Here is a 242-nt window from a genome sequence, read left to right on the forward strand (position 1 = left end):
GGTTGATGGTTGGCGGAACAGCCTGATCGCGCAGCGCCAGGATGGAGTAGATAGATTCTACTGCACCCGCCGCACCTAACAGGTGACCGGTCATAGATTTCGTGGAGCTTACCAACACACGGCTTGCAGCTTCACCGAAGATGGTTTTCACCGCCTGCGCTTCAGCTTTATCGCCAGCCGGCGTAGAAGTACCGTGCGCGTTAACGTAGCCAATCTGACTCGCTTCAATGCCTGCATCACGC

Annotated in this window: 1 pseudogene; it reads right to left on the minus strand. The window is 56.2% G+C overall.

Going from position 1 to position 242, the window contains the following annotated elements:
• Window positions 1-242 (minus strand): annotated as a pseudogene (locus V5P19_RS24345) (beta-ketoacyl-ACP synthase II); the annotation flags it as partial.

This window comes from Enterobacter sp. UNJFSC 003 (assembly GCF_036903355.1).
In the GTDB taxonomy this organism is placed as follows: Bacteria; Pseudomonadota; Gammaproteobacteria; order Enterobacterales; family Enterobacteriaceae; genus Enterobacter.